Origin of the sequence: Streptacidiphilus sp. BW17, assembly GCF_041262485.1 — a bacterium.
GTDB lineage: Bacteria > Actinomycetota > Actinomycetes > Streptomycetales > Streptomycetaceae > Streptacidiphilus.
In genome coordinates, this window is sequence record NZ_JBGCCR010000011.1 from 99,692 (window position 1) to 115,168 (window position 15,477).

General features: G+C 65.3%; 16 protein-coding genes. 7 read left to right on the forward strand and 9 right to left on the reverse strand.

Annotated features, from left to right (window positions below):
• Positions 1 to 45: 45 nt before the first annotated feature.
• From ABH940_RS16160 to ABH940_RS16175, 4 genes are all read right to left on the reverse strand, one after another.
• Positions 46 to 384, reverse strand: a complete 339-nt coding sequence (locus ABH940_RS16160; RefSeq protein WP_370066377.1) for an ASCH domain-containing protein — start codon at positions 382 to 384, stop codon at positions 46 to 48.
• Complete coding sequence (locus ABH940_RS16165) at positions 384 to 1,013, reverse strand: DUF5753 domain-containing protein (RefSeq protein WP_370066379.1); 630 nt, start codon at positions 1,011 to 1,013, stop codon at positions 384 to 386. Before ABH940_RS16165 ends, ABH940_RS16160 begins: the two co-directional genes overlap by 1 nt.
• Before the next feature lie 388 nt (positions 1,014 to 1,401).
• A complete protein-coding gene (locus ABH940_RS16170; protein WP_370066381.1) occupies positions 1,402 to 1,671 on the reverse strand; it encodes a hypothetical protein in 270 nt (89 codons plus the stop codon).
• Between the two features lie 13 nt (positions 1,672 to 1,684).
• Positions 1,685 to 4,432, reverse strand: coding sequence for a Helicase associated domain protein (locus ABH940_RS16175; protein ID WP_370066383.1), 2,748 nt, complete (start codon positions 4,430 to 4,432; stop codon positions 1,685 to 1,687).
• 275 nt (positions 4,433 to 4,707) lie between these two features.
• Between ABH940_RS16175 and ABH940_RS16180 the strand changes: the two genes are divergently transcribed.
• Both ABH940_RS16180 and ABH940_RS16185 read left to right on the forward strand, forming a co-directional pair.
• Positions 4,708 to 4,971, forward strand: coding sequence for a hypothetical protein (locus ABH940_RS16180; RefSeq protein WP_370066385.1), 264 nt, complete (start codon positions 4,708 to 4,710; stop codon positions 4,969 to 4,971).
• Between the two features lie 215 nt (positions 4,972 to 5,186).
• Positions 5,187 to 6,938, forward strand: coding sequence for a hypothetical protein (locus ABH940_RS16185; RefSeq protein ID WP_370066387.1), 1,752 nt, complete (start codon positions 5,187 to 5,189; stop codon positions 6,936 to 6,938).
• 121 nt (positions 6,939 to 7,059) lie between these two features.
• On the opposite strand, the gene ABH940_RS16190 is transcribed toward ABH940_RS16185, so the two are convergent.
• Entirely contained in the window at positions 7,060 to 7,581 is a 522-nt protein-coding gene (locus tag ABH940_RS16190; RefSeq protein WP_370066389.1) for a VUT family protein, read from the reverse strand.
• A 454-nt stretch (positions 7,582 to 8,035) separates the two neighbouring features.
• Here ABH940_RS16190 and ABH940_RS16195 point away from each other — a divergent pair, with 454 nt between their 5' ends.
• Positions 8,036 to 8,290: a hypothetical protein gene (locus ABH940_RS16195; RefSeq protein ID WP_370066391.1), complete on the forward strand. Its 255-nt coding sequence runs from the start codon at positions 8,036 to 8,038 to the stop codon at positions 8,288 to 8,290.
• A 212-nt stretch (positions 8,291 to 8,502) separates the two neighbouring features.
• Here ABH940_RS16195 and ABH940_RS16200 read toward each other — a convergent pair whose 3' ends face one another.
• Genes ABH940_RS16200 through queC form a run of 4 tightly spaced genes read right to left on the reverse strand, consistent with a single transcriptional unit; the run spans position 8,503 to position 10,962 of the window.
• A complete protein-coding gene (locus tag ABH940_RS16200; RefSeq protein ID WP_370066393.1) occupies positions 8,503 to 9,270 on the reverse strand; it encodes a GTP cyclohydrolase I FolE2 in 768 nt (255 codons plus the stop codon).
• A 2-nt stretch (positions 9,271 to 9,272) separates the two neighbouring features.
• Positions 9,273 to 9,629 (reverse strand): 6-carboxytetrahydropterin synthase QueD, encoded by a 357-nt coding sequence (gene queD, locus ABH940_RS16205; RefSeq protein ID WP_370066395.1) that lies wholly within the window; start codon positions 9,627 to 9,629, stop codon positions 9,273 to 9,275.
• Positions 9,629 to 10,264, reverse strand: a complete 636-nt coding sequence (gene queE, locus ABH940_RS16210; RefSeq protein ID WP_370066397.1) for a 7-carboxy-7-deazaguanine synthase — start codon at positions 10,262 to 10,264, stop codon at positions 9,629 to 9,631. The genes queD and queE overlap by 1 nt, the downstream gene beginning before the upstream one ends.
• 2 nt (positions 10,265 to 10,266) lie before the next feature.
• Positions 10,267 to 10,962 carry a 7-cyano-7-deazaguanine synthase QueC gene (gene queC, locus ABH940_RS16215; protein WP_370066399.1) on the reverse strand — a complete coding sequence of 232 codons (696 nt, stop codon included), beginning with the start codon at positions 10,960 to 10,962 and terminating at the stop codon, positions 10,267 to 10,269.
• A 439-nt stretch (positions 10,963 to 11,401) separates the two neighbouring features.
• Between queC and ABH940_RS16220 the strand changes: the two genes are divergently transcribed.
• The 4 genes from ABH940_RS16220 to dbpB (ABH940_RS16235) are packed head-to-tail and all read left to right on the forward strand — an operon-like array spanning position 11,402 to position 15,461.
• Positions 11,402 to 11,962: a hypothetical protein gene (locus ABH940_RS16220; protein ID WP_370066401.1), complete on the forward strand. Its 561-nt coding sequence runs from the start codon at positions 11,402 to 11,404 to the stop codon at positions 11,960 to 11,962.
• Positions 11,959 to 13,092: a DGQHR domain-containing protein DpdB gene (gene dbpB / locus ABH940_RS16225; RefSeq protein WP_370066403.1), complete on the forward strand. Its 1,134-nt coding sequence runs from the start codon at positions 11,959 to 11,961 to the stop codon at positions 13,090 to 13,092. The genes ABH940_RS16220 and dbpB (ABH940_RS16225) overlap by 4 nt, the downstream gene beginning before the upstream one ends.
• The gene (dpdA, locus tag ABH940_RS16230; RefSeq protein WP_370066405.1) at positions 13,089 to 14,312 is read left to right on the forward strand and encodes a tRNA-guanine transglycosylase DpdA; all 1,224 of its coding nucleotides are present in this window, start codon (positions 13,089 to 13,091) and stop codon (positions 14,310 to 14,312) included. The genes dbpB (ABH940_RS16225) and dpdA overlap by 4 nt, the downstream gene beginning before the upstream one ends.
• 48 nt (positions 14,313 to 14,360) lie before the next feature.
• Positions 14,361 to 15,461: a DGQHR domain-containing protein DpdB gene (gene dbpB, locus ABH940_RS16235; RefSeq protein ID WP_370066407.1), complete on the forward strand. Its 1,101-nt coding sequence runs from the start codon at positions 14,361 to 14,363 to the stop codon at positions 15,459 to 15,461.
• Positions 15,462 to 15,477 lie beyond the last annotated feature (16 nt).

The window sequence follows — 15,477 nt, forward strand, 5'->3', positions numbered from 1 at the left end:
ACCTGGCTCGCCGCTGAACGACCTCACTGGTGCTGCGACGAGCGGTCAGGTCAGTGTGATCGCGATGGCCAGGGCGCCGAGACTCTCCTTCGGGGCAGGATAGAAGGAACGCATGGCGCTGAGCTGTTGTTCGCGGGTGGCGGTCGGGTCGATCGTGGCCAGGTCTTCGCCGGCCAAGAGGGCCTCGAAATCGCTGTAGGCGGTGACGCCGTTCACCAGGACCTCGCAGGCTTGATCGGTATCCTCGACTCTGAAGCGAATGCGATCTCCGGCCGAAAGGTCCGCCAGGCGCGGGTAGAGCACACGGACTTCGGTGGTCTTACGACCGGCGGCGACGAGGTCGAAGTACCGGCGCTGTAGGTGTAGCTCGAAGGTGCGGGACATCAGAGGACGTCATCCGCCTCGCGGCTGAGTCCGTCCATCGCAGTCTCGATGAGGTCTCGCGCTGCCGGGCCGTAGGCAGCCGATTGCTGCAGCAACTCGAACGCCTTGCGGAACACCGCGAGCCGCGTCGGGTCCGTGATCGTCTCGGCGCCCCGGTAGCCCTCCACCTCGGCGCGGCGATCGTCGAAGATGGAGAAGCCGTCGCCTGGATAGACCCGCAGGCGGGCGCGTGCCGGGATGATCCCCAGGGTGAGCCCGGGAAGAGCGGTGGCGTCGAGCAGCCGCCGCAACTGCCCGCGCATCACGTCCGCTCCGCCGATGTTCGTAAGCAGCGCCTGTTCGCCGAGCAGTACGTGGTAGGTCCGGCCTTCCTGCCCGATGTACTGCGCTCGCGCTGTCCGCGCGGCGACGCCGGCCTCGATGTCGTCGGGGATCTCGTGGAAGTCGACGACGAGTCGCAGCATGGCGGCGGCGTACTCCGGGGTCTGCAGGTTGCCCCAGACGATGTCCGGGTGGTAGCCGACGTGGTCACGGGTGCTCCTGACCAGGTCCAGGAAGCTCTGTTGCACGGGGCCGGTGCCCGACTGAAGCAAGTCGTCCCAGGCGTGGTCCGCGGGAGATGTCTGCATGCTGGCGATCCTCGCAGGTGGGCCGATTGCTGTCTGGGTGTTCGGGTGAACAGCACACGCAGTCCCAGGAGACCGCTCGTCGGGCACGGCGATTCTTGCCATATCCATGACGACCCCTCAGCGAGGCCTGCTCCCGGCCGTCGCCGCAGCTCACGCCACCACCGCACGCCGCAGAGCCGCTTCTGCTCAAAAGCTCGACGAATTGCCGCGACCAGCTACCCCGCCGCGCTCCACAGCCGACCCGACGTGCCGGTCCACTGGCGCGAGGCGCTGGAAGAGCAGTGTGACCTCGTGTTCTCCCGCATCGACTCCGAGACCCTGACGCCGATCACGACCGACCGACAAACGTCCTGGATCGGAAGCGTTCGTCGACGCGCGCTCCCGACGCCTACCGAGAACGTTGGGGCGGGGCATGACGTCTCGGCTGCCGAACCGTCAGCCACACGCCGCACAAGGCCACCAGGGCCATCAGCACCAGGAAGGCGCCGCTGACGGCGAACACCGCAAGGCGCTCCCCGAGCGAGGCGCTCCCGGCAAGCGCGATCTGGAGGGCGCCAACCGCGAGAACCCCGCCGAGGCAGATCACCACCAGCGCAGCCGCGATCGGCAGGGGCAGGCCGCCTGGCCGGCGCGATAGGCCGCTCTCGTCTTTCACCACTGCGCGTCCCCTCTCAGCCGTCGGCCCGGTGGTGGCCCCGGACTTGGGCGCATCGCGAGATCTCCCGCCACGTGCCGTCCTTCGCCCACTGGTAATACCACCCGCTGACGGTGACGTACGAACCGGTGCCCACCGGCATGTCCTCCCACCGCGCACCGGTGCCGAGCCTCCACAGGATGGCCTCGACGACGGCCCGGTGATCACTGTTCTCCCACACCGACCCGCCGCGCGTCGGAAGGACCGCTTTGACCTTCTCCCAAGAGGAGTTCGTCAGTTCGAAGTACCGCCTGGTCCGCTCGCTGGTCAAGGAGGCCCGCTCGTCGTACCACAGCGGGTCGATCGCGGCGAGGCGCTGCTGCGCGGGCTCAGCGAGCTGGCCTTGGCGGTACTTCTTGCGCTGCTGGTACAGCCAGGAGTCCAGCGGGCCGGCGGGCACCTTGATGTGCCCGTGGGCAGTGTGGAACGCATGGAGTTCGACGCAGCGGCTGTCCCAGCGTTCCTGTGCGGGATCCCAGGGAAAGCCGATCTTGTCGAGGAGCGCCACGTACTCCTCGGCCAGCGTTCCGCTCTGCCGGTTGCTGCGCTGCGCGGTGCTCCATGACTGCACGTTGATGCCGTCGACCGTGACCAGATCGCTCGGGACGGCCCAGTGGCCCTCCTCGGCGTGGAATGCCTTCAACGCCTCGTAGGTGTTGCGCCAGGAGCTGTCGCGGCGGTCCTGGAAGTCGATGCCGATCTCCGCCATCAGGTCGACCTGCCAGGGATCGAGTCGACCCTTGCGGAAACTGGCGCGCTGGCCCTCCAGCCAGATCGCTTCACGTGATGTGCTGGGCAGACGCAGCAGGCTCCCACGCCTGTCGTAGATCGCCTTGAGTTCCTGGTAGCGGCGCATCCAACGGTCCTGTGCACCGTCCCAGGGGAAGTTGATCGCATCCAACAGCGCGATCCGCTGCTCCGACACCTTGCCCGCCCGGCGCCGGGTTCGCTGCGCCGTGCACCAGTTGAGGACGACGACGCCGCGCTGGGTGACGACGCCTTCCTCGAAGGCGAAGTGGCCCATCTCCTCAGCGATGCGCTTGACCTCCTCGTACGTGAGCAGCCAGGACTCCTCGAGTTGGTCCCAGACGATGCCGAGCTTCTCCAGGAGTTCGAGGCGGTCCACTGGCAGGTCACCGGTGTTGTAGGCGACGCGCTGCTTGCTCAACCAGGAACCCAGCCGCAGGCCCTCCGTGGTGATCCAGTCGTACGGGATGTCGGCGTTCCCGTGGACCTGGTGGTAGGCGCGGGCGGCGCCGTAGTACTCGTCCCAGCTCGGGGTAGTGGCACGCACAGCCCGGATGGTGATGGCGCGGGCGAAGGTCTCCGGCACCTCGATCCCGGCTACCGTCAGCCAGGTCGGCAGCTTGTGCTCCCGCGAGAGCGTCTCGAACGGCTTGCCCTCGCCGATCTGCACGCGGTGAAGCCGTAGTTCCTCGTCCAGGCGGTCGTCGTGATCGCGCATCGCACGGAGCACCTGCCACACCGGCTCCCATTCACTGCTCTCCAAGGCCGCCTCGGGGCTCTCTCCGGCAGCGAGGAGAAGCGGGACGACGATGGTGGCGACCTTGTCGCGGCGGCCACCGGTGCGCAGCGCCCGCCCGACGGCCTGAATGGTGTCGATGGCGGAGCGCCGCGGCCGGCTGAAGATCACCGAGTCGACTGCGGGCACGTCGACGCCCTCGTTGAGGACCTTGGCGTTGCTGACCACGGCGAGTTCGTCGCCGGGGTCGGCGAGCCGTTCGAGGATTCGGCGCCGCAGGTGAGGTGCCTGGGCGCCGGAGACGTGGCCGGCCCACACTCCGACCGGGCCACCGGGCATCAGGGCCGCGGTCGCCGGGAGGGTGGAGGCCCAGGTCCGGGCGTCGGCGACACGGTGGTGGTAGCTGATGGCCCGTCGGACTCCGTACTCGGTCATCGTGCGAAGCACCGCGATCTGCCCGGCCACGGTGGCCGGCTGCAGCGACGCGGCCCCCAGGCGCAGGGCCAGGTTCGCGTCGGCGGTCAGCTTGTGGACCTCCTCGTCGGTGACCACGGGCACGATGACGCGGTAGTCCGCTAGCAGACCCATCGAAATCGCTCGTGAGAACGGTAGCCGGTAGGAGACGTCGCCGAAGATCTGCTGGTCGTCCATCGACACCCCGGCGTCACCGCTGGTGGTGGCCACCCTCGGTGTGGCGGTCATGTAGAGGCGCCGTTGAGCAGGCAGTTGCGCGTCGTGGTGGATCGCCTTCCACGGACCGTCGGCCTTACCAGTGGTTCGGTGCGCCTCGTCGATCACCGTGAGGTCCCAGGGCGGGAGATCGTGGTGGGCGTGCGCGGCGGCGATCACGGGCAGGGAGGCGTAGGTGGACAGCACTGTGACTCGGCTTCGGCCCTGGGTGCTGGCGGCCAGAACGTCTGGGGTGGTGGTCACCACCACGTCAGGCTCGCCCTCCAGCATCTGCATCTCGGCGATCGTCGGGTCGCTGCACACCGCTACCGTGGCGCCCAGGTGTCCGCCGCTGACCGTGCGGTAGGCGTCGATTGTCTGAACCAGCAGCTCGATCGTGGGCACCACCACCAGCACGCGCAGGCTGGGGCCCAGCCGGGTCGCCACGGCTCCGCCGATGCGGGTCTTGCCGGTGCCGCAGGCAGCGATCAGGCTGGTACGGCCGCCCCGCCCGACCGCGGTGGCCACCGCTTCCACGGCTTCCACCTGATGTGGCCACAACTCGCCCGCCATGCCTCGGCCCCTCCCTGCCCGCCCGGCTTCGACCGCGTGAGCATGCCTGCGTTCCCTCAGAGGCAGAGCATCCCATGTGCACCGCCGGTCCAGCCGCCTCGGATCAGCGCTTACCGCGCAAGAAAGAACAGATCCGGCTCATCGTCCTTGGTCCGGCTACTGGCGGCGATCGCCTGTGTAGGTGATCGGTGGTCAGAATGCGCGGCGGTGATGGGGCTATATCAGGTGCCCTTGGAGCCTGGCTTCGGTGGGAAGAGTGGAAGGAGGTCGTCGAAGTGGACGGCCAGGACGGCCTGGGAGAGGACGAGCAGGGCATCGTAGAGGGTGGGTTGCCATCGCTGGGTGGTCAGGTCCGTCACGGTGGTCCCACGCGCGGGGACGCCCTTTTGAGCAGCGTGGATATGACCTCCTTCGTGCTGCGGACCGTCTATCGGAGCTTCGGCGACGTGCGTCCGACCTCCGCGATCATCGCCCTGATTCAGACGGGTGTTGAGATTGAGCCCGGTCGCCGTGGCGACACCGAAGAAGGGTGTGCGTGACGGATGCACCTGAACTGAAGGTGACCGCCGTGCCGGAGGTGACTTGGCCCAGGCCGTGCAAACTCCTAGCCGGCCACCCGACGCGCCGACGGCACTGCCTTGCAGCTGGGGCTCTCTGCTGAAACGCTGTCCCGGCAAGAACATTCACATCATCGCTCAGCATCACGGCAGCCCCGCGAAACGGCTCTGTGATCCGTACGGGGGGTATGGCTCGCATGCTGATTCAACAGGCTCGGTTCACCGATGCGCGCCAGCTGACCGAGATCCTGGCGAACGGTCCGTCGCACAACGGCGACGTCCTGATGGCCCACCTGGCCGGCGTCGTGCTCGACGCTGAGAGGACCGCCGGGCTGCTTGCGGCCTGGGCAGAGATCGTCGCGGCAGCCACCGGTGACACGGCCGCGCTGTTCACCAACGTGCCCGACCCCGAAGCCGCCTGGGTGAAGCTCGGGCGAGCACTGGCGGACGCGGCCCGCCAAGGCGACTCGTCCAAGGCCGAGGACGCTGCCGACCGGTGCGCCATCGAACTGGGCTCGGTCGACCGAGCCCACCTCCTTGGGCATTGGGGTCGGGAGCTGATCCCCGGCTTCATCCGGGCGGCGGGCAGACTGGACGAGCTGCTGGAGCAGGCGGCCCTGCACCGATCCTTCGCCGGAGGCGACGACGCCGGCTGGGTGAGCGCAGCCGCCTGGACGGTCTGCGCGCTCACCGAGTCGGGCCACGTCGAGGCGTACAACCGAATCGGCGACCTGATCGTCAAGGAGGGGCGGGGCGCCGACCTCTGGCAGACCTGGCCTCAGGTGGCCGCGTCCATGATGTCCACCGGTTACCTGCGCGAGATCGAGCCGCTCCCCCAAGACATCCCCGGGTATCCCGTCGGTCTTCCGCTGCGTGCGGTCGAGGCCGTCCACAGCACTAGCCCGAAGCTGATCAAGCGGGCGCAGTCCGAGTTCGCCGCCCAGTCCCCGGACAACCAGGTCATGCTGGCCTTCGAACTGGCCGTCCTGATCGGCACCTGCCGCGCGCTGCCCTCCCGGCGGGCAGCGCGCCGAGCGGCCCGCGGCGAGCACGATGCGGACCAGCAGGCGTTCAGCGACACGGCCCGCGCCATCATCGACGAGATGCCGGCGGCCGTCGTCGAGCGGACCGGGCGGATGCACGCCTTCTCCCGCCGCGTGGTCCTGGCCTTCATCGACGCAGACCGCGAGACCCTCGCGGCTGTCGTGGACCGGATCGCCACCTGGGACGACGACCCCGGCCGCGAGCCCTACCCGAGGCCACGCTTCGAGTTCCCCGCCAACCAGGCGCTTGCCCTGACCAACGACCTCTTCCGCCTTGGCGAGCAGAAGGGCGCCCGCTTCTCCGACGCGGAAACGGCGCACGGGGCGGCCGAACTGATCAAACGGGACGCACCCGCCGTGCACCGGGAGGCCGCCTTGGCCCTGCTCTCCGCGATGAAGGGGGACAGCCGCGACGGCGTCGAGTTCGATCCGGTCGCCGCGACAACCGAAGCGGGACTTCTGGCGTTCGCCGCGACCGCGGCGTGGCTCGGGACGAACCCGAGGCTCATCCGCTCGAGGGAGACCGTGCGCCTCAACCTGATCAAGGAGATCAGGGAGAGCGAGGCCAGGGCGCTGAAGGTCCCCGACCGCGAAACGATCACTGAGATCGGCGACGAGGAGGCACTCATCTTCCTCCACCAACTCTACGGCGAGGACTACCCCCTCCCCCGCGACCCTGCCGAACGCGGCGTGTGGGAGCAGGACATCGTCTCCGTCATCAAGCAGCACCTGCTGGAGACCCCGGCGGATGCCACCACACTGGAGCAGAAGAAGGCCCTCCACGAGCGCGTGACCGCCATCCTGCGTGCAGCGGCCGGCACCCCCCGTCGCACTCCGGCACCGCCGGACCGCAGCGGTGTGGTCCGCAATCAGCCCAAGCGTAAGAAGCCCAAGAACCGACGCTAGAACCGCCATCCGGCGGCGCGGCCCTACCAGCACCGCGCCGCCCCAACTGCGGCACCCTCAACTTGCGTACGGCTCGTGTGACACTCCGATCACCCGGGCTCCGACTCCAAGGGAGCGGGCTTCATGCAAGCACCACCACCGGCCGCAGACGGCGCCACACAGTGATGACAGCGAGCGCGGCAAGGGTCATCCAGGCCTTGCCGAGCAGTTGGCCGGGCAGGTAGGCCAAGGATCCGAAAGCGATCCACAGGAAGACGAGGGAGTCTGCGATCAGACCGACGGTGGCGGATATCCCAACGGCCAGGACCAGCCCGCGTCGGCGTAGCGGCTCATACACCGCGTAGTCCAGGGTCTCGGCGATTACGAAGGCCGCCACGGACGCGGTCGCCAACTCCGGAGTAGCCAGCCAGTACGACAAGACCGCACCGATGGCCATGGCCGTGATGATCAGGACACGTCCGGCAAGCTCACGAGCCAGATCGCGAAGTACGAGGGTGAGGCCGATCATGTAGACACCGGCGGGGGCTGCCTGCCCGAGCCCGACGGGGACGACTCCATAGTGAGTGACGAGCAGGTTGGCTGCAGGCGTTGTGGCTATGTACGCGACCAAAGCACCGGCGGCGACAATGGGGCGAGCACGCATAGTTCTCCTCAGGGACAGGGCTGCCAGGTGGCGGCCACTTGGCAGGTTCGACGGCAGCAGCGCTGGCAGGCGCCCCCGAAAGTGATCAACGCCGTGACACTGACCTCGTGAGGCGGGACACGCGGCGCCCGGTTCAGTGGGAAGTCGAAGAGCACGTGAGCTGGCCTGTGGAGCCGGCACGCCTTGAGCGGGCCGTCACAGTTGCCACCGACGCATCCGCGCGACAAGCGGCGCTTCGCCAATGATCATTTGGCACCAAGTAGACGTCCGACAAGGACGTTTGACCTCAGGTCAGGCCAGTCAGTACCGTTGATCCATCATAGAGGGGCCCCGCCGTGCCTACGGCGGGGCCCCCTTTGTATCTACCTGCAAAAAACAGGCGGACTGAGCGTTGCGCTTTCGGTTGAGGTTCCGAGGCCAGGTACCGGCGGCGCACCCACAGAAGGGCTTACTCATGACCTCTGAGCATCTCACGCAGATCGGCTCCCCGTTTGCCAACGATGCCGGCGACGCGCTGCCGTCACCGCAATCGGACACCGTGCAGGCGGGGAATGTCGGGGCCGTACAACGATCGTTGGACGTGAGGATCGGTAGCCACTTCTCCATGTCGGTGTCGGTCTCACCGATGTTCCTCACCTTGCTGACCCTCGTGGTGGGCGGCGCGGGAGGCAACCTCGTCTACTGGGCCAGCCAATTGCTGCATCGGTAATGATCACACGCTACCCGCCACGCGCCAGCAGGAGTGTCACGCCACGAGCAGTCCGCAGACTCTGATGCGATACGCAACAACCGCAATCTCCCTCCGGTCTCCTCGACTGTCCACACGCTGGAAGTGTCGCCGGTCGCAACCATGGAGGACACCGTCTGTTGACGTGCGGCGCGACCCCGCTGGGGTGGCGTGCCGCACGTCAACAAGGCGCGTCATCCGGAGATGCGGGCAATCGCGTCGTGGCTGTGGATGCTCTCCAAGTTACGGACGCTCACTGAGTGAACGAACTCTCGTTCCCGACAGGAAAGAGAGATATCTCGAGCCATGTCCTCGACGAACACCGGATGGTCATATGCCTCCATCGTCAGGGCACGCTCATCGGGCCGCTTGACGAGGGGCACCACGGGAGCGGACGCACAACCCCTAAGTAGTTGCACGGCATCGTGCACAGGAAATGGGTATGGATTGTCTCCCACGCCGGTAACGGTCAACGAGACGCGGCTGCGCTGATTGTGTGCGCCGTAGTCCGAGATCGCTTTCGAGCACGGGCACAGACTGGTGACCTCACAGGTCACAGTGGTCGCTACGATGGCCGCGCTGCCGTCCAAGCGACCTTCGATAGATACATCGTGGACCTGCCAGGACTCGGCACCACTGGTTGGCGCTGTGACACGAGTGCCGATGGGCATAGAAACGGTGACGGTCAGCGAGGAAACGTCCAGAAGGTCCGCACCGGCCTTGAGGACCTGCGGTAGTTCCCGCGGGTCAAACTGCTGGAGGTGCTCGTGAACCAGCTCGACCATGCGACTCATGTGTGTGCCGCGCCGGTCATGCGGAAGTCGAACTGTGACCGTGAGATCCGCGATGCCGTGCTGGCGCAGGTACCCGTCGTCGAAGCTCACGGGATAGCGCAGGCCGCTGATGCCGACTTCGTCGATCTCGATGCCACGAAGGTCGGCCTCGTTCTGGATGTCGTGCATTCTCACTCGCCCCGATAGGTGCACCCGGAGGTGCAGGTTTCTCGGACGGTCAGGGCAGAGAGCGCCGGCAAGTCGGGCAGTAGCCGGTCCCAGATCCAGCGGGCCAACTGCTCGCTCGTGGGGTTCTCCAAGCCTTCGATGTCGTTGAGGTAGTAGTGGTCGAGACGGGCCTCGATCGGCTTGAAGGCACGCTTGACGTCACCGAAGTCCATGACCCAGCCGGCCTCGGGGTCGACCGGGGCCTCCACGTGGACGATGACGCGGTAGGAGTGCCCGTGGAGCCTGGCGCACTTGTGGCCCTCGGGAACTCGGGGCAGCCGGTGGGCGGCTTCGAAGGTGAACTCGCGGAAGATTTCCATTACTGAATTCCCAGATACTTGTGCGTCTGGAGGGAGAGGGTCCAGCGCGGGTTCTTCATGCAGTACTCGACGGCTGCTCGGGTGTTGGCTTCTCGATCAGGGCCGTCCATGGGCTGGAGCCTGAAGTGGCGGTAGTCAAGGTGCTCGAACTGGGCTGGGTCTCCGCCGAGTTGCGGGTACACGAGCTTCAGTTCGTCGCCGCGGGTGACCACCAAGTCGGAGCCGATCTTGGGACTGACGCACAGCCAGTCGATGCCTTCCGGCGGCGTCCGCGTGCCGTTGGTCTCTACAGCAACCTCGAAGCCACGTGCATGCAGTGCCTCAATGGCAGCCTGGTCCAACTGCAGGAGCGGCTCTCCGCCGGTGCACACTACGAAGCGGTGATCGGCGGCCTCGGAGGGCCATGCCTGCTCGACGGCCTGCGCGAGGGCATCAGCGGAGGCGAACCGGCCACCGCCCTCCCCGTCTGTGCCCACGAAGTCGGTGTCGCAGAACCTGCAAATCGCCCGCTCCCGGTCCTTTTCCAGACCGGTCCACAGGTTGCAGCGGGAGAAGCGGCAGAAGACAGCGGGGCGGCCTGCGTGGCTCCCTTCCCCTTGAAGGGTGTAGAAGATCTCTTTGATCAGGTACGTCATTCTTAGGCGCCCTGGTACTGGACGGGGTCGGTGGCCCCCGCCTCCGCGAAGCCCTTCAGGCGCATCAGGCAGGTGTCGCAGCGGCCGCAGGCTCGGCCCTGCTCGTCCGGGTCGTAGCAGCTCGAGGTCAGGGAGTAGTCGACACCAAGGCGCAGGCCCTCGCGGACGATGTCGGCCTTCGAGAGGGCGATCAGCGGGGAGTGAAGCTTCAGCTCCTGGGTACCTTCGATGCCCGCCCGGGTCGCCAGGTTGGCCATCTTGGCATAGGCGTCCATGTACTCGGGCCGGCAGTCCGGGTAGCCGCTGTAGTCCACCGCGGTTACGCCGGTGAAGATGTCGGTGGCACCGACGACCTCGGCGTAGGCCAGGGCGAAGGACAGGAAGATGGTGTTGCGTGCAGGCACGTAGGTGATCGGGACGCTGCTGCTCTCCGCCTCTTCGACGGTGTCGTGCTTGGGCACCTCGATGTCGTCGGTCAGTGCAGAGCCCCCGAACACGCGCAGGTCGATGTCTGCGATGACGTGACGCGCCACACCCTGAGCCTCGGCAACGCGCTTGGCCGCTTCCAGCTCCACGCTGTGCCGCTGGCCGTAGCGGAAGCTCAGCGCGTACGGCGTGAAGCCCTGCTCCTTGGCGATGGCCAGCACCGTGGTCGAGTCAAGACCACCGCTCAGCAGCACGATTGCGGGACGTCCCATGTTCACTCCTTCAGTTGGCTCTTTGGGTACCGGTGCACCCTACCGTGTTATCTGGACGGTAGAGTAACCACAACTAGAGACGAGTTACCGGATCCTGGAGTCGAGTCGCGTGAGGCAACTTTCGCTTGTGGTCACCTGCACGGACCGCAAGATGTCCATGCCAAGCTTGGCCCTGCATGCCCGGTCACTGCCGGCTGGGAGTACGGAGCACCGTGCCCACGTCTGGCAGACGCGGCTGAACGAGGCTTCCGGCCTTGTCCCCCTCTGCGACCTCTACCAAGGCGAACACTGGGTACAGGCCCGGCAGTTGGCTGGCGCAGCTGTGAAGGCGGGCTTCACCCCGCAGATGTGGGTCGCATCAGCCGGCCTCGGATTGCAGCCCATCACCGTCTCAGCGCCTGCGTACGCGGCGACCTTCAGCCGTCGCCACGCTGACTCCGTGGCCGGCAGCACGGCCGACTCCGTGCAGTGGTGGAACCACCTCCAGGTGGGGCGCGGGCGCGCGACCCTGGAGGATCTCGGGCGACGCGGCGCAGTCTTGCTATCTCTGTCCGAGGTGTACGGCAACGCACTGCGGGATGACCTGTCCGCACTCGGCGCTGCCGGAACCGAGGCTGTGCTGGTAGGCGGTTCCACCGAGGTTCCGGGTGTGTTGCGAGTCCCTGCGCGGGCGACGCTGCGAAGCGCGCTTGGGGGCACCCTCACCAGCCTGAATGTGCGTATGGCTGCGTCCTGGCTCCGCCACTGTGCTGACGGCAAGCTGACCGCGGCAGCCACCGCGCGATCCTGGGGACGCTGGGCGGCAACAGCGGATAAGGCCGAGCGCTATGACCGCAAACCACTGACTGACGACGCGGTCAAAGACTTCATCAGGTGCCACGCGCAACTTCACCCTGATTACTCACGAACCAGGCTTCACCGCCTGCTGAGAGACACCGGGCTCGCGTGCGAGCAGAAGAGGTTTGCCATGTTGTACGTCGAGACCTTGGAGGAGCGATGACCGCTACGATTCTCAAGCGTCGAGCTCTACGGGTCCATCAGCACCCGACGATTCCGCTGTACGTCTTCGTGCTGGCTGCGGAAGAGGTCGACCAGGTAGCGGATGTCGCCCGCATCTCCCGCGACGAGGCGGGCAAACTCATCGGGTATCAGCGGCCGGAGAAGAAGCAGCACGTCAAGCAGATCCTGGAGTACCTCGACAGCGACGAAGTGCTCTTCCCTAACGGGCTCATTCTCGCTCTGCCTTCTACAGTGCGCTTCAAGTCCAGTCCCGGGCCCTCGAGTAGTGACGGCCTCGCGACGAGTGGCACCTTGGAGATCCCACTTCCCACCTCCAGCGACGAGCCGCGCCCGGCCTGGATCGTCGATGGCCAGCAGCGCAGTCTCGCTCTGGCGCGCACCCGGCACTCCAGACTGCCGATCACGGTCGCAGGTTTCGTAGCTGAAGAGTTGGACGTCCAGCGGGACCAGTTTCTTCGAGTCAACACCGTGTCACCTTTGCCGACGAACCTCGTGTCCGAACTCCTCCCCGAGGTTGCGACTCCGCTGCCGACCAAGCTGTCCGCGCGCAAGTTGCCTTCGGTGCTGGTGAACGCCCTCAACCAGGATCACGATTCCCCGTTCCGCGGGTTGATCAAGCGCGCGTCCACCACGCCTGCCCAGAAGTCCGACGCCGTGGTCACGGACAACAGCCTGATCCTCGCCATTGAAGAGTCACTCAATTCTTCGGCTGGAATTCTCTTCCCGCATCGGAATCTCTCAAATGGGACAACCGACACGGCCGCGATCCGAAATATTCTTATCACGTATTGGACTGCTGTCCAGCAGACGTTTCCAGAAGCGTGGGGAATCATGCCAAATAAGAGTCGGCTGATGCACGGCGTCGGGATCCGTTCCATGGGTCGGCTTATGGATCGAATTATGGCCAATGTCGACCTTCGGTCGAATGACGCTCTCGCGCAGACGCGGAAAGAGTTGGCTCTGATCAAGCCCCACTGCCATTGGATGAATGGGCGCTGGCGCGAACTCAACACCTCGTGGGACGAGCTGCAGAATACGCCTCGCCACATTAGCACTCTCTCGAATTTTCTAGTCCGAGTCTATGTCCAGTCAAGGATGAGCGCCTCGTGAGATTTTACTTCCCGGACAGTCAGGACCTGGTCAGTCCGACATACGACTTCATGAATGACGAATATTCTCCGACGCGCGTCCGGCAACGTGACGATCGATATGCCCACGAGGTGGTGACGCCTGCTCCTTATGATGGAATCCTGGTAAGCAAGGCCATTGTTGATGGATCCGTCAAAGGTAGCGGGAAGTATACCGCGCCACAGCGAGCAAGGCTCTATCGGTTCGGAATCAGGAAGTTCTTCCGGCTTCCCGACACTGTGGTGAGCCTCGGCGACTGTGGTGCCTTCAACTATGTCGAGGAAGAATATCCGCCTTACTCTGTCGAAGAAGTCCTTGATTTCTACGAGGGCTGTGGATTTGACGAGGGGGTCAGTGTCGACCACGTCATCTTTGGCTATGCGCCGGACGTCAGCGAGGATGACGTTGATTCAGCTTGGGCCGAGCGTCGGCAGATCTCCCTGCGGCTCGCCGAGAAGTTCCTGGCTGCCGTCGAGTCACGAGGGCGAAAGATTGTTCCGGTTGGAGCTGCGCAGGGCTGGAGCCCGGACAGCTACGCGGACAGTGTGGCTCGATTGCAGGACATGGGCTATCAGCGCATCGCTCTCGGAGGCATGGTGCCGTTGAAGACCAAGGAGATCCTGGCGTGCCTCGAGAGGATCGACGACGTCCGCCTCCCGAAGACCGAACTCCACTTGCTGGGAATTACTCGCGTGGACAGCATGGAGGTCTTCGCGGAGCATGGGGTGACGAGTTTCGACAGCACGTCCGCTTTCCGCCAGGCTTTCATGGATGAACGGAATAATTACCACACCAGGGAAGATGCCTTCGCCGCAATCCGGGTGCCGCAAGTAGATGGAAATCCCACACTCAAGCGACAGATCCTCTCTGGAGCTGTCTCGCAGGCTGCAGCAATGAAAGCAGAGCGGGAATGCTTGAAGAACTTGCGAGGATTCGACCAAAATCGCGTCCCATTGAAAGACGTTCTCGCCTCGCTAGGTGAATACGAGACTCTGGTGGCCGATCCGAAGAAGAAGAGCTACCTGGGCCGCTACGAGCGGACCCTAGAGGCTGCCCCCTGGCGGACCTGCCCTTGCGCCCTCTGCCGAGCGCACGGCGTAGAGATCGCGATATTCCGCGGCACCGAGCGCAACAAGCGCAGGGGATTTCACAATCTCGCGGTCTTGGAGACCAAGATGCGCGCCCTGTCCTTCTCTCGATAAAGCCTGCAGGCCGAGCCAGTCGGCCGCCCCGTATACCTAGGAGATGATGTGGCCGACCAATACACGTTGCGGATTCCTGCCCTCGAGATTCGCCAGGGCAACCGGCGAATCTATTGCTTTGGCATCGACGGCAAGAAGCTGCCAAACTTTGCAGCCGTCTCCCGTGTCCGTCGTGACGAGGAAGAGCATCTCCAGGGCTACCAGAGGCCCGAGGTGCTCAGCCACATCCGGGCCATCCGGCGCTATCTGGAGTCAGATGGATCGATGCTTCCCAACGCCGTGGTCCTGGCCTTCGACAAGCGTGTCGAATTCGTTCCTGGCATCCGGAGCGGATCGGTAGAGTACTCAACTCCTGGAGAGCTGGTAATTCCGGTCGACGAATCCCTGCCCGAGAGTGAGAAGCCGGCCTGGCTCGTCGATGGTCAGCAGCGTGCCGCCGCCATCCGCGACGCGGATCTTGCCGAGTTCCCGGTCGCGGCGGTTGGCTTTATCGCCGACGGTCAGGAGGAGCAACGCTCCCAGTTCATCCTGGTGAACTCCACCAAGCCTCTTCCCAAGGGCCTCATCCACGAGTTGTTGCCGGATACCACAGGGCACTTGCCGCCTGCGTACGCCCGGCGCAAGCTCCCGTCACAGATCATGACCCGCCTCAATACTGACTCTACTGGCGCGTTTCGCGCGAGGATTGCGAGCCCCACGGCGCCAGACGGGTACATCAAGGACAACAGCCTCCTGAAGATGGTTGAGCACAGCCTCTTTGAGGGAGCGCTGTACCAATACCGGAGCCCGGTCGACGGCAGCGGCGATGTGGAGCAGATGCTCCGTCATCTTCAAGCCTTCTGGACCATGGTGTGGGAGATCTTCCCCGATGCCTGGAAGCTCCCGCCTCGCAATTCTCGTCTCACGCATGGAGTGGGAATCCAGGCGATGGGCTTCGTCATGGACAGCCTCACTGAGGGTATGTCAGCCGAAGATGTACGCTGCGTCAAGGTTCGTGAGGCCCTCGAGCGACTCCGGCCAGATACGGCGTGGACGTCGGGCACCTGGAAGTTCGCAGACGGCGACGAGCGGCGTTGGAACAGCCTTCAGAACACGCCAAACGACGTTCGGCTGCTCACCACCCACCTATTGCGGGTCGTCCAGGGCTAGAGTTTCCGGCTGGCTG